The following is a 22,589-nucleotide window of genomic DNA, read 5'->3' on the forward strand; positions in this document are numbered from 1 at the left end:
GCCTACCTTTGTACATAGCCTGTTTTCAACTGTCTGTGTATGCTGTTCTCGCTACGTCTCTTTTTCCTTTGTCTCTGTCTGACGGCTAACTATTGCCTGGCACAAACGATCGTTCGAGGCCCATACCTGCAACGGGTTACGCCAACCAGTGTAGTGGTACGCTGGCGTACCGATAAACCCACCGACAGCCGGGTACGCTACGGAGCAGGACTTACCCAGCAAATCACAGAGCCTCAATCGACTACCGAGCACGTTATCACACTGGTAGGCCTCCAGCCAGCCACACGCTATCCATACGTAGTGGGTACGTCGACCGGCGATCTATCGCCGGTCGACGACTCCTATTACATCAAAACGGCGCCTGCGTTTGGGTCTACCGACGCGGTGCGTCTTTGGATGCTGGGCGATTTTGGTACAAGTTCGGATCGGCAGCGGCAAACCTTCGATGCAATAAAAACTGCCACACAGGGTAAACGACCCGATTTGTGGGTTTGGCTCGGAGACAATGCCTATACGTTCGGCTTCGACAGCGAATACCAGAAACATGTCTTCGATTACGCACCTGAGTACCTACGCAACCTGCCATTTTATGCACTGCCCGGTAATCACGATTACCACGACGATGTCAATGATTTCAACGTGCCTTTCTACGCCCTGACTACGCAGCCAAAGCAGGCTGAAGCAGGCGGAGTTGCCTCAGGTTCGTCCTCCTATTACTCCGTTGACTACGGACCGGTTCATCTGGTGTCGATGGACTCGTATGGGAATGAGGAAGGCAAATACCGTATCTGGGATACAACCGGCACGCAAATTCAATGGCTAAAGCGCGACCTGGCCGCCAACAAACGCCCCTGGACGATCATTGCCTTTCACCATCCCCCTTACACGCAGGGGTCACGCAACTCCGATACCGAACAGGATCTGATTCTGAACCGCGAACGCCTGACGCCTATTTTTGAGCGCTACAACGTCGATCTGGTGATTAGTGGTCATAGCCATGTCTACGAACGTACCTACCAGATGCGGGGACACCGGGGCCTATCGACGACGTTCGACAAGAAGCTGTATGCGGTTGATACTACATCGGGACGCTACGATGGTTCACTTAACTCCTGCCCGATTATTCAGAAAAACGGAAGCCTGGTTTACATCGTGAACGGGTCGGGTGGCGCCAATACGGGCCGATCACCCAACTATCCGCACAAAGCTATGGTGTATAGCTATACTGACGAAGGCGGGTCCATGCTGATCGATGCGTCAGAAAACCGACTTGATGCGCAATGGGTAGCCCCAAGTGGCACACTTGACCAGTTCACAATGGTGAAGAATGTAAACCGACGCCAATCATATACGCTGAACTATGCTGACACGCTGACGCTGACTGCGTCCTGGCCAGGAAACGCCGTTGCCGGTAATGGTCCGGCGGCTGGCTACAGTTGGTCGACAGGGCAGACGGGGCGCACCATAAAGACGGTAAACCAGTCGGGTACGTTCCGGGTGACTGATGGCAAGGGGTGCCTCACTGATGAGTATACCGTGACCGTTGCGCCACGCCCCAAACTGACCGTTTCTGCGCTGGCGGCTCCGGCATACTGCCCAGGCAACACAGTCACACTGACAGCCACCCCCGAGAATACCACACGCGCCGCCAGTTGGACTTACGACATTCAGCTATCGGATGCGGCAGGCAACTTTACAGCGCCACGCGTAATCGGCTCAGGTACGTTATCGGCACTGACGGGACGGCTGCCCGCCGACCTTGGTGCTGGCACAGGCTATCGGCTGCGCGTTGTGCCCCGCGAGATAACCTACGCGGAAAGTGTACCGGGTCCTGCTTTTAGTGTACGTAGCGGTCCAACAGCATCAGTAACGGGCTCGACTACGGCTTTGATTGGCCAGCCCGCTTCGGTTACGGTGAACCTCACGGGCGATGCGCCGTGGCAACTGACTTTTTCAGATGGCACTACCGCCACGGCAACCACTCAACCGGCGATCATTACGTTTCCATCCCTTCCGGTAGGTATCACCCGGCTAACGAGCGTGTCAAACACCTGCGGGATAGGTACCGTGCTCGCTGCCGGTGAATTGAGCGGACTTTTACCGACGGCTGTTGAACCCGATAACCGCCGGATCCGAATTTATCCGAATCCTACATCAAGTCAGGTATGGGTTGACTTCCTCCAGAAAGAAACAGAATCGGTTACCCTTCAGGTGTTCGACAGTCGGGGCAGTCAAGTGTTTACGCGGCAGTTTAGCGGTGGAACAACCCCCGGTAAACTGCCGATAGAACTCGAACAGGCAGGCGTCTTCTTTATTCAGATCCGAGTCGGCGAAGCTTTATTCATCAAGAAGATTATGCGCCAGCCGTGATGGTCTGTTCTTAAAAAAATGCCAATTCCGCCCGGCGCTGGCACTATTACGAACAAAGGTGCATTAGTAAAGTACTATGGCTATTTCTTCTGACTCGGCACCAGCCACCGTAACCAGCGGCACGCGCCTCTGGCTATCACTAGCAGCCGTTTACGTATTATGGGGGTCAACGTACCTGTTCATTCATTTCATGACCGAGCAGATGCCCCCCCTCTACATGGCATCGATGCGGTATCTGGTCGCCGGTAGCATCCTCTACGCTTACGCTCGCTTTACGGGTACCGAACGGCCAAATATTGCCCATTGGAAGTCAACTTCGCTAATTGGTTTTTTCCTGCTAACCGTTGCCAACGGCGCACTGACGATGGCACTACAATACATTCCGTCGGGGGTGGGCGCGTTGCTTGGCGGTCTGCTCCCTATCTTTCTGCTGCTGCTTAACTGGGTTTCGTTCGGACAGGTACGTCCCAGGAAACTATCTTTGATTGGTGTAGCTATTGGCTTTACGGGCATTTATTTGCTGATAAAACCCGATCGGATGGTCGGCACGGGCGGTGCCGATGCCAACCTGATCGGGACTGCACTGGTGGCGCTTGGCAACCTGTCGTGGGCCATAGGTACGTTACTGACGCCACGGCTCAACCAACCGAATCAGACACTGGCCAGCGGCATGCAGATGCTCATGGGCGGCTTCTTCCTGATGATCATTAGCCTGACCACCGAGCCAGTGCATCTGCTGAGCATTGTAGATGCGCCACAAAAAGCCCTCGGCTCCATGCTGTATCTGGTCATTTTTGGCAGTATCATTGGCTTCTCGGCCTATGCCTGGCTGGCCCGCCATGCGCCGCCAGCCTTACTCGCTACCTACGCCTTCGTGAACCCCATTATTGCTGTCTTACTCGGCGTTACCTTTGCGGGTGAAGTGTTCTCGGCCCGTTCGCTGATTGGGGCGGCGGTGGCCCTGGTCGGCGTTACGCTGATGACGCTGGGCAGACGGTAAGCCAGCGGAACACTGCCAGCCAGATCGTGTTTAAGAGCTATGGCTGCATCCTCTTTAGCTGACCTGATTGCACAGGGCGAAGGCACACAACTCGAATTTAAAAGTACCCTATCGACACCCTACCGAATTGCCCGAACACTCACGGCGTTCTCGAACACTAGTGGGGGTACGTTGCTGATTGGCGTGGCCGATGATGGAAAAATAGTTGGTATCGACTCCGAATACCGGGAGATGCAGAAAATAGAACGAGCCACCGATTTCCTGATTGAACCACCCATTGCAGTCAGCTATGAAGTGCGGCGGCAAGACGGCAAAACAGTGTTGTTGCTGACTATTACTGAAAGTGATGAAAAGCCACACACCGCCCTGAATGAACGCGGCGACCGGACAATTTACGTTCGGCAGCGCGACAAGTCAGTGCCCACTACCCGGCTGATGCTCGATTTTCACGCTGTAGACAAGCAACTGATGCAAACGCCGATGGTAAAAAATCTGCTTCAGTTTCTGCGTAAGAATGACAGCATCACCGCCGACCGTATGGCTAAGCTGGTGAACATTTCGGCCTATCGGGCCACCAAGCTCCTGCGCGAACTTACCACCCAGGGTATATTGCTGATGGTCGATAAACCCCGCCCCGCCCGTTACTCGTTAAAATAAGTGTCAAGTGCAGTGGTACCAGCCAGACGATCAGCAGGCAGCGCACTTGACACTCAAGACAGAAAACCTGAAACTACGATCACACTTTCACGGTCAACTGCTTATCGATAAGAGAGATGACATGCTGAAGATCATCAGGACGGTTGGCATAATCGAGATCATTCACATCGACAATGACCATATCGCCAGCCGAATACGTGTGGGCGAATTCTTCGTACAACACGTTCAGACTTTGTAGGTAATCGGGACTGATCGACTGTTCAAAATCACGCCCCCGCTTCTGGATCTGCCGTGTTAGCTTGGGCAGTTCGGCGCGGAGATAAATCATCAGGTCGGGAGGACGCACAAGACCGACCATGTTATCGAACAGACTCCGGTAAGTTTCGTAATCGCGGGGAATCATCTTTCCGGTATCGTACAGGTTCTTGGCAAATATGTAGGCATCTTCATAGATGGTTCGATCTTGAATGATGCTTCGCCCCGACGCCCTGATTTTCTGAACCTGCTCAAAACGACTATTTAAGAAGTAGATCTGAAGATGAAACGACCAGCGAGCCATATCACCGTAAAAGTCAGCCAGATAGGGGTTCCCTTCAACAGCTTCGTATAGAACGTCCCAGCCGTAATGAGCAGCTAAAAGTTGGGCCAGCGTGGTTTTGCCGGCCCCAATATTTCCGGTAATGGCAATGTGCATGAATGCAGGGGCGATTGATGGTACAAGTTAGGGATCAAAATTCTGGCTTTACGTCGGCTTTCGCAACCTAAATCAATGGCTTCGTATCGGGAATTAATAGCGACATGATTCGGGCCACTTATTTCAACGCAGCAACCGGCAGCGTCTGCACACAGGAAATTGCCTGGCCATCTGTAGAAACGCCCTGGATGGTTATACGCACCGTACGCACGCGCTGGGGGATCACAACGGAAAGCGTGAGCTGGCCACGTTCGTTTGTGCTGCCCAACGGCTCCCACGCCAACACATCACGCAGGCTAAGCCGGGCGTCGGTCATGGCCGACACGGCCGGGAACGGCTGGGGGTTGGCATATCCCGTAACAGTATGGCGGCTGACGCCTTTCGATTTGGCCGGGTCGCGATTCGTTTTCGTATAAAAAGCAATCACACCCCGACTCGAACTGGCCCCGTAGATCGATGCAATAGACCCTGATTTTAACACTTCGATGCGCTCGATCGACGACGGCGAAAAAGCCAGTAGTTGCGTCCCATCTGTGTCGTTGATCGGAAAACCATCCATTAGGAACAGCGGATTCTGCATCGTGGCGTCGGCCGGCGCTTTAGGCGGTGGTGGACTAAAACTGGTCTGAGCAACCACTTTGGCATTCATGATCGACGAGGCTCCCGGGAACTTCACGGAATAGGCCGCTCGTCCGTTTGCCAGCCCCGGTTCTACCCGAATACCCGGCACTCTAGCCTGAATCAGGTAATACAGGTTCTCCAGCGGCACGGTCCGCTCGTCGAGCACAATTGTTTGATCGACCTGATTATGCAAGCTTCGAAGCCGCACATCGGCGGGGCGGCCGTCGATGGGCCGCGCAGTTCTTACAACGACTTCCTGTAACTGCCGGGCTTCCGTTTGCCGGTACAGGGTGGCTTCGGCAAGTTGTCGCTGTTTCCCCGCTTCGATCTGTGTTCGCCACTGCCCCAGCAATCGGGGTGCATCCGGCCAGCTTGGCAACGCGCCAAATGAAGACGCCGTATTCCCGAACGAGATGCTGGCATTAATTGGCTTACCGCGCCGGTTTGTTACCTGCACAATCAACTGAGCGGTATCAGGCAGGGCAAGCTGGTTCAGCTGAAAATTCCCGTTGCTATCTGTTTGCGTGGCCCGACTGACCACACCCTGCCGGTCAGCCGTAAGCACCAGCACATTGACTGGCATCTTCTCAGTAGTCAGCACCCTCCCGTAGAGCGTAATATCGGCGGCCACTGTCCCTGCTGTTGGGTACGTTACCCGCCGGCTCTCCATCGACATCAGATAGGCTGCAAACGAGTCGACCAGTGAATCGACCGGCACCTGATCGGCATCGACAATGGCGGCTGAGACCTCAGCCATGATAGGCCGGCCAGCCTGATCTTGCAAGGTGATGAGCACCCCTTCCAAGGGTGTTGCATCCGCTGCTGCAGAACGGCGGGTAACCTTGGCTACAACTGAGCCAGCCCGATCGGGCACCCGTACGGAGCGCTTTGCCCACACCCAGCCTGTACTGTCCATTAGTGATAGCCAGGCTGTTCCGGAAGGCCAGGTCAGCGTTGAATAACGTACTGTCTGATTTGCAGTACGAGCGGATATTCGGGCGGCATGCACCAATTTTCCACGACTTTCGACCAGCATGAAAGCAGCCGGAAACCTTGTCTTTGACCGCGAATCGAGTGCTACTATCAACTGGGCACTATCGCTTGTCAGTTGAATACGGTACGGTGCACCCGGCGCCTCTTCCACATACCCGCCCTCAAAAGACAGCGTGCCTGGTGGGAGCATAAGAGGCTGGTCACCTGCTGTGTACGTTGTTGGTTGACCCTGTCGGTTAGCGATCCATAACGGGCGTTGAAAAGCTACTTTAGGTAATTTTCGATCCACGTCGGTATAGGCTCGCAGCCAGTAGGTTCCGCTGGTCAGCGAATCGGCCAACTGAAAGGCACCTGCCGTTCGGCCCCCTTCGACCGGCAGCCACTGGTGTTGAATCAGCTTATTCGCCGATGACCATAGCTCAACAGCCAGCGCGGGGCCAAACGAGGCAGTGTCGCAGCGCTGGGTCTGGGGGTCCAGCACGTACCCACTCAACCAGAGGCGATCGCCTGTTAGATAAAGCGGCTTATCAATATGCACAAATACTGCCGGTGCCAGGCCTGCCGACTCTCGGTTCCAGCGCTTCATCAGCGAATCGAGCGAAGCATCGGCACCGGGGCGCTGAGTGGGCTGGGTACGTGTCGAATCGGGGCGAGCGGCGACGATGGCACCCTGCTCCCAGTCGTCGGGTAAGGTGGTAGCCAGCCGGTCGTTGCTCAAATACCCCATGGCATCGAACCCCCGGGGGGCGGTGATCTGACCGGCAAGGGTAAAGCCGATGGATTGCTGCGGTAACACCAGTTGCGAAAAGGCATACTGCGCATCACGGTAGGGCGATTCGTTAGAAACAACCCGCGTGTAGAACACCTCGAGCGGGCTATTACTCACCAGCCAGCGTTCGTGCGCCAACGTACCCGGCGCAATTAGCACAGTTGCGTCGAACGGCCGCAGATGTCGCCCTACTTCGGAAGCAAGCAGGGGTGGCGGGTTGCTGAGCAGCGGTCGGGCGGGATCGGTCTGGTAGACTAAAAAACCCTGTTGCTCGTGGGTACCCGCCGCCAGACTGGCCAGCAGATGGCGCAGCGACCCCTGATAAGCCTGTTGCCGGTTACGTTGCCACAGTTTAGTCTGCTTCGGTGAATCGGGTTTGAGTTCGCTAAACAGCGTTGTGCCGCCAAACACTACGCGCCCGGTCCGGCTTTGGCTGCGAAAAGCGTGCAGCGTGTACGTTAGCCGGTAGCCCAGCGCCTGATTGTCAATCACCAGTGGCGCGCGGGCTGTAGCACTCAGCAGGCCGTTTACTTCCTCGAACTGAAGCACGTCAGGATTAGTCAACACGCACTGCCGGGCAAATGGCGACGTACCGATCAGGCCACGCTCGAATTGCTCGACCTGCCGAAGCCAAATTTTATCTTTTTTAGCCGTCACCACTACATCGGTGAGTTGGTTAGCTATTGGTAGCAGCGCAATGGCCAGGGGGCGCGGCTTTAGTTCGGCGATTCGAATTGCCTGCCGGACGGCAGCAAAACCGGTATAGGAAACTACCAATTCGTTAGCCCCGTAAGGCACTTCGGGCAAGCTAAACTGCCCATTCTCATCGGCGGTAGTACCGCGCGTGGTTCCGTTCAGGTATACCCTGGCAAACGGCAGAGGCCTACCATCGCTGCCGTTGGTAACCTGCCCGGTGAGGGTTGCCCGTTGTACAGCGACCGGCCCCTGCGCGATCAGCTTGCCGCTACCGAGCAAGAGCAGGAAAAAAAGTAAACCGGTTTGACGAAGCAAAGGCATGGTGCTCATAAATTCAGAAGCAACTTAACCATTTTCAGCCCAACTTCAGCATTGCATCATGATCGGACCTGTCGCCATTAGACCGCTCAGCCCTCGAACGTAACCTTCGGATTTTTAAGGGATTTCATAGCCTGCCCTAACCCGGCAAGCGTAAGGGGGAACATGCGATTCTCCGCCCACTCGCGAATGATGTTGGTGCTGTGCGTGTACTGCCAGTAACCCGCCGGCGAGGGGTTGAGCCAGACCAGATGCGGATACTGTTTTTTGAAGCGATCGAGCCAGACAATACCCGCTTCCTCGTTGTAATGCTCCACGCTACCGCGCGGTTGCGTGATTTCGTAGGGCGACATCGCTGCATCGCCCACAAAGATCACCTTGTAGTCTTTGTTGTACGTATGCAGCACTTCGTAGGTAGGTAGCCGCGCACTTCTGCGAGCGTTGTCCTTCCAGAGCGTTTCATACACGCAGTTATGGAAATACAGGAATTCAAGATGCTTGAACTGATAGCGCGCCGCCGAAAATAACTGACTGCACAGGTCGATATGTTCGTCCATAGACCCGCCCACATCAAATAAAATCAGCACCTTAACCCGGTTCTGTCTCGACGGATGCAGCTTAATATCCAAATACCCCCCATTCCGGCTGGTTTCGGCGATGGTCTCATCAAGGTCCAGTTCATTGGCGGCTCCTTCTCGGGTAAGAATCCGAAGGAGCCGCATCGCCATTTTCATGTTGCGGGTGTTCAGTTCAACACCATCGTCGAGGTTTTTATAGGTCCGGTTTTCCCAAACCTTCGAGGCCTGCCGATTGCCCTGCCCTTCGGCCGAATTGCCTAGTTTGACCCCTTCCGGCGCATATCCACCTGTACCGAATGGGGATGTACCACCGGTGCCAATCCATTTAGATCCACCTTCATGCCGTTCGTTTTGCTCGTTCAGGAGTTGGCGTAGCCGCTCGTAGAGCGCATCAAGGCCGCCAGCGGCTTCCAACGCTGCTTTTTCTTCGTCGGTCAGATTTAGCGCCAATGCATTGCGCAGCCACTCGGGCGGTACTTCAGACAGGCCATCGGCGGTTGGCGGCAACGTACCTAGTGTAGCGTCTACCCATTCACCAAACAGCTTATCGAACAAGTCGAGATGCTGTTCGCGCTTGACCAACGTTGTTTTGCTGAGGTAGTAAAAATCGTCGATCGTCACGCAGCCTGCGTCGCCCCGCAGTGCGTCGAGCAAGGTCAGGTATTCGGGCAGGGTCACCGGCATGGCGTGCTGCCGGAGCAGCAGAAAGAATGGCAGAAACATAGCAGATAGCAATGATCGGGTAACGTTCACAGTTGTTGCCCGGCTAAACAGTTTACGGATAACAGGTCCGGACCATCGACGACTGCTAATAGCTTCTCCCCTTGGTGCGTAGGGCTGTCAGCAGGTCGGCGTCCTGTTCATTCTTGAGCAGAGCACCCAGGTACGGGGGCACTTCCCGCAGATTTTCAAGATCAGTGAGGTCATCATGCGTTACGCCGGAAACCATCAGCAGGCGAATCCAGTCGATGAGTTCGCTGGTCGACGGACGCTTCTTCAAGGCTTTCACCTCCCGAATGCCATAAAACACAGACAGCGCTTTCACCATCAATTCGGCTGGCAGGTTGGGAAAATGCACGTCGACGATGGTTTGCATCGTTTCGCGATCGGGAAAGCGGATGTAATGGAAAAAACACCGGCGCAGGAACGCATCGGGTAACTCTTTTTCGTTATTCGAGGTGATGATAACCACCGGCCGATGTTTGGCCGCTATGGTTTGCCGCAGTTCGTAGCAGTAAAACTCCATCCGGTCGATTTCCTGTAGCAGGTCATTGGGAAATTCAATGTCTGCCTTATCGATCTCGTCGATCAGCAGCACCGACGATTCATCCGTGTCGAATGCTTCCCACAGCTTGCCTTTTTTGATGTAGGCCGAAATATCGCCCACCTCTCTATCGCCCAGTTGCGAATCGCGAAGGCGCGATACGGCGTCGTATTCATACAGCCCCTGCTGGGCATTGGTCGTTGATTTGACATGCCAGGTGAACAGCGGTTTGTTCAGGGCACGCGCAATTTCGAACGCCAGCAGGGTTTTCCCCGTGCCGGGCTCGCCTTTAATCAGCAGTGGTTTTTGCAGTTGAATGGCCGCATTGACCGCGACACTCAGTTCCCGCGTGGCTACGTAGGATTCTGTTCCCTGGAAGGTCATATACAATGATCAATTAGGCGTGATCAACCAGCACAACTAATCGCTGCGCCCCAGCCTGAACTGGCGACGCAACGCCCCCATTTATACCTGATAAATGGGGGCGTCGATCACGGCCAATTGATCATTGTTGGTTACTCTTCGTCTACTTCGTCGCTGGTGAACGAGTACATGGTTTTATCGAGTTTCAACGTACCTGCATTGAACTGAGTAATGAAATTCTCGATCACCTCGTCGTTGATTTCTTCTACGTTCAGGCACACATCAATGCCGATGCCATATTCGAAGTCATGCTCCAATTCAACGTGTTCCTGAACTTTCACCGCTTCGGTCTCTTCGAGTTCTTCGATTAGCTCCGTGAGCAATTCCTCGATTTCCTCATCTTTGGCTCCGTCGATTGAATAGCCGGGTTGCCGCTCTTCGGGTGGTACGTATTCGGGATGTGTCTTGCGAATCTGTTCAACGGCCGTTTCATACACGGTGCTGCTGTGATGTAGCCGGAGGGTATACACCAATCCGTCGTAGATTACTTCATCACCAAAATCTTTGCCGACGAACTGAATATGAGCGCACTCGCCTGATTCCAGCACGTCGAGGTCTTCATCTTCTACATATATAAATGAGCGCCCTGTTTCGCGGCACTCTTCCCGAAGACCTTCAATCTCGTCGGGAGAATATCCTTCATTTTTGTAATTCATGACTAAGCAACTTTCGTTTCCTGCAAGTTAGTGAAACTGTTCGTACCAATGTCTTACTACCGCCTCCGCCAACTCAATAGCCAACTCCATAGGCTGCTCGTCGACCCGCTCAGGTACGTCGTCGGGCCGATGGCTTCGCGGCATTGTACCGTCAGCGTCGAGTGCGCTCAGAGCCAGCGTGGGAACACCGGCCCGCTCGAACCAGACACTATCGAACCCAGTGCTATGGCAACTGGCGCGTTGCACACGCGCTGAATAATCGGGAGTAGCTACCAGTTGGCCGGCCAGGCTAGTTAAGGCATTGGTATACCGAATAACCTCGACAGTACCCGTTTGTTCGATCACGGACAATTTACCCACCCCCAGCGTATCGAAGTTGATAACAATGGTTTTTTCACCGTTGAATGGCCAGTTTGCGCGGTTCTTTTTCAGATAGGCCAGCGATCCCAGCAAGCCGACTGCTGTTGCCGAGGGCAGCACTACCTCCACCAACGTACCCGGCAGTGCCCCCGACCGACTGGCTTTACGGAGGCGGTCGGCCGTTTCAATCGCAGCTACTACACCTGTTGCGTTATCGCTGGCCCCATTGGCGTATCCCCGTGATCGGTAGCCGATCGTAGTGAAAACCGTTTGCACAATCAGGTATACGGCTATGGAGACCAGCGACCAGAAAATTACCGGCGCTTTTCCCCCGTAGGTATACACCGCCGAGAGCAGAACGCCCGACGTCATCATGGCCAGGGTAGCTATGAACAGAGTACGTAGCGATTTTTGCCACTTTACGGCATGAAAGACAGAAATGGGGGCTGTGTCGTAATGAGCCATCAGGATAACATGCAACCGGGTAGACGTATCCACGTCGGCCGATGCTGTTGCCGGTAGTGGCCATTGGGCGGTTACATTAACGGCTCGGTGCTGTCCGGGGAAACGGGTGACGGATGCCTCGCGCCAATTGATGTATAGCCAGGCCTGGCTCAGCGCAAAACCACCCAGAAACAGACCAAGCTGCCCCACCAGAAAGCCGCCACTAAGTGCCAGTCCGATGCCGGCCAGCAACAGGCCGTTGATCCAGTAAATGACCGTGGCGTAGGTTTGCGGCGTGCTGAAGGCGTCAAGCCGAACAGCGGCACCCCGGCTTTTCAGGTGTTCAGCGAGTAGTCGGGCGGCTTCGCGTTCATTGGGGGTAGCCGCGCCCCGGTGTGGTAATCGGCAAAGAGCAGTAAGTAGAGCATGCATGGCCGTAAAAGTAGGCATAAACAGAGGAGCCGTAACCGTACCCAACGCTACGATGCGCCAGATAGGGTTACGGCTCCCGTCTGTCTGCCAACGACTTATTTCACAAAGAGCATCTCACGGTATTTTACCAGCGGCCAATCGTCATCATCGATCAGCAGTTCGAGCTTATCTACCTCATAGCGAATCACGTCGAAGTAGTCTTTTACTTCAGTGGCATATTGGCGCGCCATTTCAGCCGAGTTTGTCAGGTTATTAGCCCGTTTCCGCGACTCGATCATGGCCTCCACGTTTTTCTTGATTACGACTACTCGGGCCGATAGCTCGCGGATAATGGCTTTCACCGGCTGTGCTTCGTTGATCATATCCAGATCGACCAGCGATTTCGCCGTGGTTGCCAGCTGGTTCATGTACTTGAGTGCAGTTGATACGACGTGGTTGATCGCCAGATCGCCCATGACGCGCGACTCAATCTGTACATTTTTGATGTATTTCTCCAGTTCAATTTCGTAGCGGGCTTCCACCTCGGCATGGTTCATTACGTTGAGCCGGGCAAACAGATCGATCGATTCAGGTTTTAAATAAACCTTCAGCGCATCAGGAGTCGATTTGATGTTTGACAAACCGCGCTTCTCAGCTTCGGCCACCCATTCGTCGGAATAGCCATTACCTTCAAACAAGATACGTTTCGAGGCCCGGTAGTACTGTTTCAGCACTTCGACGACGGCCAGTTCTTTTTTCTCGCCGTTCTCTAACCGAGCTTCCAGGTCGCGCCGGAACTGGATAAGCTGATCGGCCACGATCGTGTTCAGTACAATCATGGTCGAGGCTGAATTGGCCCCTCCACCCACCGCCCGGAACTCAAATTTGTTGCCTGTAAAGGCAAAGGGAGAGGTCCGGTTCCGGTCGGTATTATCGCGTATGAGCGACGGAATCCGGTTCAGACCCAGCTTGTAATACACGTTGTCGCCCTTGCTCAGCGATATCTCTGATTTGTTCTCCAGATCGTCGAGTGCTTTGGTGAGCGTATCGCCCAGAAAGACCGACATGATAGCCGGTGGAGCTTCGTTGGCCCCCAGCCGGTGTTCGTTGCCCGCCGACGCGATACTGGCCCGCAGCAGATCGGCGTGGTCGTGCACGGCCTTTACCACATTGACAATGAACGCAATGAAGCGCAACGTCTCTTTTGGTTTGCTACTCGGTCCCAGCAGGTTTACGCCCGTATTGGTGCCCAGCGACCAGTTGTTATGTTTACCCGACCCGTTGATACCGGCAAAAGGCTTCTCGTGAAACAGCACTTTGAACCCATGCTTCTCCGCAATTTTCTGCATCAGATCCATCAACAGGGCGTTATGATCGATCGCCAGGTTAACCTCTTCAAACGTCGGCGCAACCTCAAACTGGCCGGGCGCTACTTCGTTGTGCCGGGTACGTACCGGAATACCCAGCTTAAGCGCTTCAAACTCAAAGTCGACCATAAACGCATTAACGCGCGGCGGAATGGTACCAAAATAATGGTCTTCGAGCTGCTGTCCCCGCGCCGGCGAATGCCCGAACAGCGTGCGCCCCGCCATAACCAAATCGGGACGGGCCACAAATAACGCTTTGTCGACCAGAAAATATTCCTGCTCGATACCCAGCGTGGGCGTCACTTTGTCGATGTTCCGATCGAAATACTGGCAAACAGCCGTGGCAGCTTTATCGATGGCAGCCAGTGATTTGAGCAGGGGCGTTTTATAGTCGAGCGCCTCGCCGGTGTAGGAGATAAAAACCGAGGGAATGCAGAGAGTCTTCCCTCCCGCCCCGTTGTCCATCAAAAATGCCGGCGACGATGGGTCCCAACCGGTGTAGCCCCGCGCCTCGAATGTGTTGCGCAATCCACCGCTCGGGAAAGACGACGCATCGGGTTCCTGCTGCACGAGCGCTGAGCCTTTGAATTTCTCGATGGCTTTTCCGTCGCTGGCCAGATCAAAAAATGAATCGTGCTTTTCGGCGGTCGATCCTGTCAGGGGCTGAAACCAGTGCGTATAATGCGTGGCTCCTTTGCTGACCGCCCATGATTTCAGGGCGTTAGCTACCTCATCGGCAATATCCCGGTCTATTCGTCCACCGGTGTCAATAGCTTCAGCGATGCGCAGGTACGCTTCCGGCGAGAGCAGGGCACGCATAACTTCTTTACTGAACGTATGTACTCCATAATAGTCGGTGAGGCGTTCGGTGGGGGCAATCACGGGCAGCGGTTGTCTGCCCTGCGCCGTTTCAAGGGCATTAAATCGTAAGTAAGCCATTCGATCAGTTTGGTGGTTGAAGTAGGTCGCAAAGTTGCCCTCTGCGTCTAGAGTTCTGTACTAAGAAGCGTAAGCTTCACTTTTACGCTCTAAAGAATAACATTTTTCCTGCCAAACATACAAAAAAAACGACCCGTCGTTGCCGACGGGTCGTTTTAGCAATAAATAGGAATGAGCTGTAAATTAAGCTACTTCAGGCAAAGCCGCCGACTTAACCGTTTTGATGATTACGGCAGCTACTTTATATGGATCAGCCGCTGAGTTTGGACGACGGTCTTCCAGCCAGCCCTTCCAGCCGCGCTGAACCGTGGCGATAGGGATACGAATCGACGCACCCCGGTCAGAAATACCGTATGAGAACTGGTCGATCGACTGCGTTTCGTGCTTACCAGTCAACCGTAGGTGGTTGTCGGCGCCATAAACGTCAATATGTGCTTTCACTACCTCGGCTGGCGAGAATGATTGGCAGATGGCATCGTACACTTCTTTGCTACCCGACGTACGGAGGGCCGTGTTCGAGAAGTTAGCGTGCATACCTGAACCATTCCAGTCAGCATCGACGCCCAGGGGCTTGCAGTGCCAGTTGATGGCAACGTCGTAGCTTTCGCCGATACGCTCCAGCAGGTAACGGGCTACCCAGATCTGGTCGCCAGCTTCGCGGGCACCTTTAGCAAAAATCTGGAATTCCCACTGACCTGGGGCTACTTCGGCATTAATACCTTCTACGTTCAGACCTGCATCGAGGCATACGTCAAGGTGTTCTTCAATGATGTTACGGCCAAATGCGTTGTTGGCACCTACCGAGCAATAATAAGGACCCTGTGGAGCTGGATCGCCTTCTTCGGGGAAGCCCAGTGGCTTGTTTGTCGCTGTATCGTAGAGGAAGTACTCCTGCTCGAAACCGAACCAGAAGTCGTTATCATCATCTTCAATTGTGGCACGGCCGTTAGTTTCGTGTGGTGTCCCATCGGCATTCAACACTTCACACATTACCAGATAGGCACTCTTACGCTGTGGGTCTGGGCAAATGTAAACGGGCTTCAACAAACAGTCTGATGAACCACCGGCAGCCTGCTCGGTTGATGAGCCATCAAATGACCACATCGAACAGTCTTCCAGATTGCCTGAGAAATCATCTTCAATTTTAGTTTTTGACCGAAGGCTTTGGGTGGGCTTGTAACCGTCGAGCCAGATGTACTCTAATTTAGACTTTGCCATGTGTTTGGAGAGGACGTTTTATTGTTTTGCGGTACTGGTAGATACTGTCGGCATCAAATATAGACCCCTCTTTTCAAAATAAAAAAAGGCCAATATCGTAAACGGCAGGATTTTATAGAGGTCTATACAGTAGATTACAATTATTGTTTGTTAAATACAATTTTATGCGATTTATTATCTGTTTAACTACTCAATTTAAGTGAAACAGTTTTTACGGTAAAAATCACTTTTGTTGAATAAGTTGAGCCTAACTCAAACTAGCCTTACTTCATATGACTCGCTTTGGCGGTCTGTACACCAAAAATTGAATAGGCTTGATTAACCGACGCACCTCATAAAAAAAGCTCTACCAGTTACTGGCAGAGCTTTTCAAGAAATTATACAGGTACGTGCTAGGCCAGCGAAGGGCGTAGCACGGGGAAACGGCGTTGCAGTAGAGCATACCCGCCAAACAGCAGGCCGCTAAAGAACAGGTCGCCAACCAGCCCATTCAGGAAAAACGACTGATTGTTATAGAATGCCAGACCGGCGGTGTAACAGCCAAGCAGGCCCGCCGCCGTTTGTGGGTAATAGCTGCTGCCGTACCAGACGGCAAAGTTGGTGATCAGGAAAAACAGGATCGATGCGCTCACAGAACCCGCCACAACCCAACCGAACGTTGGCTTGCGCAGGGCAACCGCGCCAATCAGCCAGGCCAGGGCCAGTGAACCATACACGGCACCCATTGTACCGTGGAAACCGATAAGGGCATCGCTTAATAACATCGCCAGAACAGGCACCACCAGACCCAGCCATTTCCGCTCAAACAGGGCACCGCCAAACAGGGCCATTGCCATTACTGGTGTTGCGTTGGGCGGGTGGGGTAAAAACCGCGAGAGCGCAATAAGCAGCACGAGTGAAGCGGTGGTAGTCAGGCGGATATGAAGTGGTTTCATAGAAAAAAGTGACGTTTATAGATCTACGTTCAGGCCCCAGAAAGGGCTGTTTTGTTTAACGATTGATGTATGCTACCGTGTATGTTCCGTTTTGAACAGTGAGCTTAGAAACAGCCCCATAGTCAAGATGGAGGCGGTAGGCATTTTGCAAAGGTAACTCCAGGAATAAACACAGCAAAGCACGGATTACGCCCCCGTGGCTGACAATGTATACTGTTTTGGGGGTTTCAGACGCGGCAAGTGGCAGTACCCGCTCCTCCCAGAATAAACGTACCCGATCAAATACGGCCTGAAACGAATCGCCGTTGTGCGGGGCCAGGTTCACGAAATCAGCCATCCAGACGTCGAGCGCATCGCGGGGAATAGCGCTCCAGGGCAGCATCTCCCAATCACCAAAATTATATTCACGCAGCCGGTCGTCGTACTGCACGTAATCCCGCTTTGTGACTAACGATAGGTCTTCTGCCAGTTTACGGCAACGGGTCAACGGACTGGAGAATATCAGATCGGGGGCGGAGACAGGCATATTGTTCATCAGCATACTAACCTGCTCCAGGTAGGTACTGGCCAGTTCCACGTCAGAACTTCCATAGCAAACCGATTTACCAACGGCCACTTCAGTATGTCGAATCAGATAGATTGTCATCATTATTGCACCAACTGCTCATACAGCCGGTCGAGGGTTTGTTGTGGGTCGGCGCACAGGCCGGGATGAACCGATGATGTTTGCACAACCGTGCTGCGGGTGGCGGTGAGCCAGCGAAACCGGGAGGCAATGGGTAACTGCCCAATGGGGCCACCTGTTTTTCGGCCGCCGCAAATTCGCTCAAACGCCTGCAGCCGCTCCGCAATCTCCGTGTGATCAGGTACGTTCGGGAACGCCAGTAAGCGGTCTGTGGGCAGGGTGTAGCGAGTTTGCAGGAATCCCTGTGAGGCGCAGTACACGATAACCCCCACATTGATAAACTCTTCACGCTCCACGCGCGGCACTACGCGGATGACGGCGTACTCAAACAAGTGCATTTCTGACATCATTGGCGGCGTTAACGAATCGTTCTGACTCAGCAAGCCGGGTCGTTAAAAACTGAATGTACACATCCCGCTGTTGGGCCGCCGAGAGCTCGGCCCCCTCGGTCATCAGCCAGTCATCGGGAATCAGGGCAACAATTTCCTGAATGCGTTCGGTCGACAGCTTTGCACGATATTCAGCGTCTACAGCGGTCAGTTCAGCAGCACGCGGCAGTAGTACATGATCCTTTACTGACGCAAACGGGCGGCGGGCCTGCTCTTCCCAGGGTTGGCCGCTATGGTGAAAATACAGCGCTGCACCATGATCGATCAGCCACAGTTCCTTATGCCACATCAGCATGTTGGTGTTGCGGGCAGTGCGGTCCACGTTGGTGATGAAACAATCGAGCCAGACAATCTGCGACGCCAGGCGGGCATCGACGCTGGTCACCAGCGGGTCGAAGGTAATGGCTCCCGACAAATAATGCAGGGCCAAATTCAGACCGGCGCTGGCTTTCAGCAGGTCCTGAATTTCTTCGTCCGGTTCGGTACGGCCAAACGCAGGGTCCAGGTTCACAAATACCAATTCGGGAATCCGCAGCCCCAGCGTTCGGGCCAGTTCACCAGCTATCAGTTCAGCAATGAGGGCTTTTGTCCCCTGCCCGGCTCCCCGGAATTTCAGGACGTACAGAAAATCGTCGTCGGCCTCGACCAGCGCCGGCAACGATCCACCCTCGCGCAGCGGAGTGACGTACCTGGTTACATTGACAGTTCTAAGCTGTAGTTCGTTCATAGTAATTGATCAGGTCATTCGGTGAGTATGCCAAACAGAAATGACAATACTGACGCCCGAATGACAGCACAGCAAGATGACGTTTCGTTAAAGACTAACCCAAACCAGCGACACATAAGACAGGTAAACGACCACTTCGGTTAGTTGCTGGGTTGCCCCCAGGCAGTCGCCGGTGTAGCCGCCGAGCCATTTGGTGAAGAAGCGCATCAGCCGCCAGCGCACCAACCAGAGCGGGATCAGGAAGGTGAGGTAGACCCACAAGCCGCTCAGCGCAACTAATGCCAGCGTTGGTGCCAGGCCGAAAAATGTGGCAACGGCCAGAGGCATGCCCGTGATACCGCCTTTCGCGATCGGCTTCGCCTTCGATTCTTCGTCTTCGCGGGCGTAGGTCATACTCGCAATGAGCGTTGTGGCCACCCACCGGCTCAGGGTATGCGCCGAGATGTATTTCAACGCCAGTTTCCAGCCGAATACTTCGCCGGGTAGAAGCTTCATCAGGGCAAAGAATTTGATCGCCAGCAACAGCCCCAATCCGACCACGCCATACGTACCCAGCCGACTGTCTTTCATAATGGTCAGGATTTGGGTTTTGGTCCAGCCACCGCCGAACCCGTCGCACACATCACCAAAGCCATCTTCATGGAAGGCACCCGTGGCCCAGATGGTTGACACCATGCTCAACAGCACGGCCAGTTCGGGCGGAAATAGGATACTGCCGACCCAGTACGTACCTACGCCGATGCCGCCAATAATCCAGCCGATAAGCGGAAAGAAAAGCGTTGATCGGTTTAGCAGGTCAGCCGAATGATCGATGTCTTTGGGCACCGGCAATCGGGTGTAAAACATCAACGCAGTAAAAAAAAGTGTACGCATTTTTACAGGTATAGTGGGAAATCAGCCGACAAGCCCCCTCAACTCGCTACCAATCCATTGTCGATCGAGTGCTGACGGGCATCGGCGCTGTGGGCAAAGTAACAGCAAAGCACGCCAGCCGCTTCTATCCGATCGAGGGTAGCGCGGGTTTGAGGCTGATTTTTTGGGTGCACCTGCCGGATATAGACACAGCGTATCTGACCGGGAAAATGTTCGACCACCGACGCGTAAATGGAAGGATCTTCCTGCGTATCGTCACCCAACAGGACAAACTGCTGTTCAGGAAACGCTTCAATGATCCGAACAATGCGGGCAAATTTAGTAATATGCTTGCCTTGCCCCGTCTTCAGCAGGTCGTTAAACTGTTTTAACTGACTGAGCAGATAGACTCCGTCGGGCAGGCCATACTTGGTTGAGAAATCCAGAATGTAATCGTATAGATTCCACTCACTACTCGACACAAAGAAAAACGGATTGGTTTGACCAGGACCACTATCCGCTTCAGCTAATAGCTGGTAGTGCGCCACTACGCCCTCAAACGGCTGTCGGCTGAAGGCGTTTTGGGTCAGTAGTACCTGTAATCGTTTCAGAATAGTGGCCGAGTGCGATACCAGAAATGTATCGTCGATGTCGGAGATGCAGGCAATCTGCGTTGGGTGCGGCACCAGCACCTGGCTACTACCCTGTGCCAGTACTGTTTCAGCCGTTGTTTCCCCCGCCAGTAGTTCCGCTTCGACCGGATGCCAGCCGGACGACAGCGGCTGCGCTAAGGGTAAGGTCACCCGAAAATAGCCATCTTCGGCTGTTTCTGTGTCGGCCGTCTGGTCACCGAAACGTACCCGCACAGAAGCATTCGGAAAAGGTCGGACCATAAAGAGTCGGAGAACAGCCAGCATGTTCACCCATACGTAATTACGGTATTTGGTGCGGGGCAACGCACTTCGGCGCAGCACACTCCCGTGGATAGTCAGTTCGGTTGCATTACCAAAGCCACGATATAGCTTTACCGTGGGCTGGTCGCTCAGTCGCATGCCCGTTAACAAATATTTCTTTACCAGTCCGATCAGACCTTTGTTTGGTCTGGGAGTGAACGTTGATGGGTTACTAGTCATACCGTTTTCTGTGCTTCACTCAGCACTCGCCATTCTACAACCTGTAATCCACACATAAGTTGACATTTTTATTTGTGATCAATCCTGTTTCGGGCGGAACAGACAAAACCACCTGGACCGATGGCATTGAGGCCCATTTTGCCAACCTGCCCCACACAGCTGAGTTATTGTACCTCGATGGTACAAACGACGAAGAGTTGCTTCGCCAGGCGCTTGCCGATCTGAGACCAGACCGGGTAGTAGCCGTTGGGGGTGATGGCACCCTTAAACTTGTAGCCGAGCAGCTACTCGACACCAACATTCCGCTCGGAGTGTTGCCCGCTGGTTCGGCAAACGGTATGGCCCGCGAACTGAACATTCCCACCGACATGGAGGGCAGCCTGAATGTGGTGGTGAATGGTGAACCAAAACCGGTAGACCTGATCTCAATTAACGATGACATCTGCCTGCACCTTAGCGACATTGGCCTGAACGCACAGGTCGTGAAACACTACGAGCAAAATAACTGGCGCGGCATGTCGGGCTACCTGCGTAGCGTGCTGAAAGCGCTGCGTAAACGCCGCCGGTTACGGGTAGAGATCGATACAGGCGAGGATTGTGTTCAGCGGGAGGCCTTAATGATCGTGCTGGCCAATGCACGTATGTACGGCACCGGCGCCGTCATCAATCCCGACGGAGATCTGTCTGACGGGCAGTTTGAAGTTGTCGTTTTCCGGCAGCTGACGTTCTGGGGACTGTTGAAGCTATTCTGGCGGTACCGGCCTTTCGATCCACGGCACATTGAAGTGTTCACGGCTACGTCGGTCAAGATTGAGACGCAGCGCCGGGCCTATTTCCAGGTCGACGGTGAATACCGGGGCCTCATCACCAAACTCATCGCCCGCATCCGGCCCGGCGCCATCAAAATACTTGTAGAGCCTTAAAAACGCTACCAGCTCATCCGCCAGTGGCACCGGTTATTTGTTCGACACGCCCGCCGATTCGAACGAGGCCATATCGGTCAGCATGGTAACGGCAGCTTGTACAAGCGGATACGCCAGCGCGCAGCCAGTACCCTCACCCAGACGCAGGCCGAGAGTCAGCAACGGCGTAGCCCGCAGGTGGTGCAACATAAGCTGGTGACCGGCTTCGTCTGACTGGTGCGTAAACACGCAATAGTCCAGTACAGCAGGGTCAATGGCGCGGGCAACCAGCAGGGCGGCGGTTGTAATAAAACCATCGACCAGAATAACCATCCCGTTTTCGGCGGCTCGCAGCATACCACCAACAATCGCCGCTATTTCGAACCCGCCCATCGCCGCCAGCATGGCCGTTGGGTCGGTCAGGTCGGCGTACCGGGCTGCCACTTCGGTCAGAACGGTCAGCTTGTGTGCCAGTTGCTCGTCGGTCAGGCCGGTACCGCGCCCAACACAGTCGGCCAGTGGGATATGCAGCATCCGGTGCATGAGTAAGGCTGCCGATGAAGTATTGCCGATGCCCATTTCGCCAAAACCAACGATGTTGCAATCCCGATGATGTACCCCATCGACCAGTAACCGGCCCGCGTCCATGGCGGCGTCGGTATCATCGGAGCTCATGGCGGGCTGGTGGCGCATATTCTGTGTGCCGGGCTGCACCTTGAACTTGACAAACTCAGGCGTATTCGATTCGAACGTACCCCGAACGCCCACGTCGCAAACAACCAGTCGCAGGCCATTTTGACGGGTAAACGCGTTGATAGCCGCCCCCCCACTCATGAAGTTCAGCACCATCTGATAAGTCACTTCGGCAGGATAGGCGCTCACCCCATCGGCAGCAATCCCGTGGTCTCCCGCAAAAACCAGCACATGCGGATTAATCAGCGCAGGCGTTTCGGTTTGTTGAATCAGCCCGATTTGCAGGGCCAGGGTTTCCACCTGCCCAAGCGCACCCAGCGGCTTGGTTTTATGATCGATGAGGTGTTGTAAACGCGCTTGTAGTGAACGGTCGAGTGATAAAGCAGGCATGTTGATGACAAAGTGAACGTACCTGCAAAGTTGGCGAAACTACTTTGATTGTCGGCGCTGCCGGGTGCGATAGGTGCGCGGCAATCGCGCCTGCACCGCGCCAAA

General features: G+C 54.1%; 19 protein-coding genes. 4 read left to right on the top strand and 15 right to left on the bottom strand.

Going from position 1 to position 22,589, the window contains the following annotated elements:
- Nucleotides 1-39: 39 nt before the first annotated feature.
- From F7231_RS13020 to F7231_RS13030, 3 genes are all read left to right on the top strand, one after another.
- Nucleotides 40-2,370, top strand: coding sequence for a T9SS type A sorting domain-containing protein (locus tag F7231_RS13020; RefSeq protein WP_166692202.1), 2,331 nt, complete (start codon nucleotides 40-42; stop codon nucleotides 2,368-2,370).
- A gap of 76 nt (nucleotides 2,371-2,446) precedes the next feature.
- Complete coding sequence (locus tag F7231_RS13025; protein ID WP_166692203.1) at nucleotides 2,447-3,370, top strand: EamA family transporter; 924 nt, start codon at nucleotides 2,447-2,449, stop codon at nucleotides 3,368-3,370.
- Nucleotides 3,371-3,409: 39 nt separating this feature from the next.
- Nucleotides 3,410-4,027: an AlbA family DNA-binding domain-containing protein gene (locus F7231_RS13030; protein WP_166692204.1), complete on the top strand. Its 618-nt coding sequence runs from the start codon at nucleotides 3,410-3,412 to the stop codon at nucleotides 4,025-4,027.
- Nucleotides 4,028-4,106: 79 nt separating this feature from the next.
- On the opposite strand, the gene F7231_RS13035 is transcribed toward F7231_RS13030, so the two are convergent.
- The 14 genes from F7231_RS13035 to F7231_RS13100 form a co-directional block, all read right to left on the bottom strand.
- Entirely contained in the window at nucleotides 4,107-4,721 is a 615-nt protein-coding gene (locus F7231_RS13035) for a deoxynucleoside kinase (RefSeq protein WP_085413461.1), read from the bottom strand.
- A gap of 118 nt (nucleotides 4,722-4,839) precedes the next feature.
- Nucleotides 4,840-8,130 (bottom strand): carboxypeptidase regulatory-like domain-containing protein, encoded by a 3,291-nt coding sequence (locus F7231_RS13040; RefSeq protein WP_166692205.1) that lies wholly within the window; start codon nucleotides 8,128-8,130, stop codon nucleotides 4,840-4,842.
- 77 nt (nucleotides 8,131-8,207) lie between these two features.
- Nucleotides 8,208-9,449 carry a vWA domain-containing protein gene (locus F7231_RS13045; RefSeq protein WP_310589320.1) on the bottom strand — a complete coding sequence of 414 codons (1,242 nt, stop codon included), beginning with the start codon at nucleotides 9,447-9,449 and terminating at the stop codon, nucleotides 8,208-8,210.
- A 55-nt stretch (nucleotides 9,450-9,504) separates the two neighbouring features.
- Nucleotides 9,505-10,344: an AAA family ATPase gene (locus F7231_RS13050; RefSeq protein ID WP_085413458.1), complete on the bottom strand. Its 840-nt coding sequence runs from the start codon at nucleotides 10,342-10,344 to the stop codon at nucleotides 9,505-9,507.
- 131 nt (nucleotides 10,345-10,475) lie between these two features.
- On the bottom strand, nucleotides 10,476-11,039 hold the full coding sequence (locus F7231_RS13055; protein WP_085413457.1) for a hypothetical protein: 564 nt from the start codon (nucleotides 11,037-11,039) through the stop codon (nucleotides 10,476-10,478).
- A 27-nt stretch (nucleotides 11,040-11,066) separates the two neighbouring features.
- Nucleotides 11,067-12,275: a M28 family peptidase gene (locus F7231_RS13060; protein ID WP_229369875.1), complete on the bottom strand. Its 1,209-nt coding sequence runs from the start codon at nucleotides 12,273-12,275 to the stop codon at nucleotides 11,067-11,069.
- Between the two features lie 95 nt (nucleotides 12,276-12,370).
- On the bottom strand, nucleotides 12,371-14,560 hold the full coding sequence (locus F7231_RS13065) for a glutamine synthetase III family protein (RefSeq protein ID WP_085413456.1): 2,190 nt from the start codon (nucleotides 14,558-14,560) through the stop codon (nucleotides 12,371-12,373).
- Nucleotides 14,561-14,743: 183 nt separating this feature from the next.
- On the bottom strand, nucleotides 14,744-15,778 hold the full coding sequence (locus F7231_RS13070) for a glutamine synthetase beta-grasp domain-containing protein (protein ID WP_166692207.1): 1,035 nt from the start codon (nucleotides 15,776-15,778) through the stop codon (nucleotides 14,744-14,746).
- Nucleotides 15,779-16,170: 392 nt separating this feature from the next.
- Nucleotides 16,171-16,713 carry a DUF6580 family putative transport protein gene (locus F7231_RS13075; RefSeq protein ID WP_166692208.1) on the bottom strand — a complete coding sequence of 181 codons (543 nt, stop codon included), beginning with the start codon at nucleotides 16,711-16,713 and terminating at the stop codon, nucleotides 16,171-16,173.
- A gap of 55 nt (nucleotides 16,714-16,768) precedes the next feature.
- Complete coding sequence (gene cobC / locus F7231_RS13080) at nucleotides 16,769-17,362, bottom strand: alpha-ribazole phosphatase (RefSeq protein WP_229369878.1); 594 nt, start codon at nucleotides 17,360-17,362, stop codon at nucleotides 16,769-16,771.
- Nucleotides 17,362-17,745: a DUF3037 domain-containing protein gene (locus F7231_RS13085; RefSeq protein ID WP_085413453.1), complete on the bottom strand. Its 384-nt coding sequence runs from the start codon at nucleotides 17,743-17,745 to the stop codon at nucleotides 17,362-17,364. The genes cobC and F7231_RS13085 overlap by 1 nt, the downstream gene beginning before the upstream one ends.
- Entirely contained in the window at nucleotides 17,723-18,514 is a 792-nt protein-coding gene (locus F7231_RS13090; RefSeq protein WP_166692209.1) for a HipA family kinase, read from the bottom strand. The genes F7231_RS13085 and F7231_RS13090 overlap by 23 nt, the downstream gene beginning before the upstream one ends.
- A gap of 87 nt (nucleotides 18,515-18,601) precedes the next feature.
- Nucleotides 18,602-19,387 carry an adenosylcobinamide-GDP ribazoletransferase gene (locus F7231_RS13095; RefSeq protein ID WP_166692210.1) on the bottom strand — a complete coding sequence of 262 codons (786 nt, stop codon included), beginning with the start codon at nucleotides 19,385-19,387 and terminating at the stop codon, nucleotides 18,602-18,604.
- Between the two features lie 38 nt (nucleotides 19,388-19,425).
- The gene (locus tag F7231_RS13100; RefSeq protein WP_229369881.1) at nucleotides 19,426-20,499 is read right to left on the bottom strand and encodes an App1 family protein phosphatidate phosphatase; all 1,074 of its coding nucleotides are present in this window, start codon (nucleotides 20,497-20,499) and stop codon (nucleotides 19,426-19,428) included.
- Between the two features lie 59 nt (nucleotides 20,500-20,558).
- Between F7231_RS13100 and F7231_RS13105 the strand changes: the two genes are divergently transcribed.
- Nucleotides 20,559-21,422 carry a diacylglycerol/lipid kinase family protein gene (locus F7231_RS13105; protein WP_166692211.1) on the top strand — a complete coding sequence of 288 codons (864 nt, stop codon included), beginning with the start codon at nucleotides 20,559-20,561 and terminating at the stop codon, nucleotides 21,420-21,422.
- A gap of 33 nt (nucleotides 21,423-21,455) precedes the next feature.
- Here the strand turns inward: F7231_RS13105 and cobT are convergent, their stop codons facing one another.
- Complete coding sequence (gene cobT / locus F7231_RS13110) at nucleotides 21,456-22,484, bottom strand: nicotinate-nucleotide--dimethylbenzimidazole phosphoribosyltransferase (protein WP_166692212.1); 1,029 nt, start codon at nucleotides 22,482-22,484, stop codon at nucleotides 21,456-21,458.
- Nucleotides 22,485-22,589: the final 105 nt, after the last annotated feature.

It is taken from the genome of Fibrivirga algicola (assembly GCF_011742925.1).
GTDB lineage: Bacteria > Bacteroidota > Bacteroidia > Cytophagales > Spirosomataceae > Fibrella > Fibrella algicola.